The sequence below is a fragment of the Pseudomonas sp. E315 genome (assembly GCF_055406205.1).
Window position 1 is genome coordinate 1 of the sequence record NZ_JBUZPJ010000040.1, and the last position, 591, is coordinate 591.

Sequence of the window (591 nt, forward strand, 5' to 3'; positions counted from 1 at the left end):
ACCAGCGGAGCAACGTTTTCAGGCAACTGATGCGCGTAAGCAGCATTGTCAGCCACGAGCACTTTAGAGACGCCGGCGATTTTTGCAGCGGCTTCAGCAACTGCACCCACGCCCTGGCCTGCAACCAGAACGTTAATCTCGCCACCGATTTTGGCAGCGGCGGCTACGGTGTTCAGCGTGGCCGGAGCCAGTGCTTTGCCGTCGTGTTCTGCGATTACGAGGATAGTCATGATTAAGCTCTCCAATTCAGAGCACCTTCGCTTCGTTTTTCAGTTTCTCGACCAGTTCAGCCACCGACTTAACCTTGATACCTGCGCTGCGTGCTGCTGGCGCTTCGACTTTCAGGGTTTTGTTGGTCGATGCCGTCGAAACGCCCAACGCGTCTGGCGTTAGCACTTCAAGCGGCTTCTTCTTGGCTTTCATGATGTTTGGCAAAGACGCATAACGCGGCTCGTTCAAACGCAGGTCGGTGGTGATGATGGCCGGCAGGCTCAGAGAAACAGTTTGCGCGCCGCCGTCAATTTCACGGGTCACGGCAACTTTATCGCCTGCAACTTCCACTTTGGAAGCGAAGGTGCCCTGACCATAACC

The 591-nt window shown here is 55.5% G+C and carries 2 protein-coding genes; both read right to left on the reverse strand.

The window, feature by feature from the left end; all coding sequences use genetic code 11:
- Positions 1–230: adenine nucleotide alpha hydrolase family protein (locus tag ACZRJQ_RS22025; RefSeq protein ID WP_463980366.1), on the reverse strand; the 230-nt coding region annotated here is incomplete at its 3' end.
- A gap of 16 nt (positions 231–246) precedes the next feature.
- The coding region (locus ACZRJQ_RS22030) for an electron transfer flavoprotein subunit beta/FixA family protein (RefSeq protein ID WP_463980367.1) at positions 247–591 on the reverse strand (345 nt) is incomplete at its 5' end.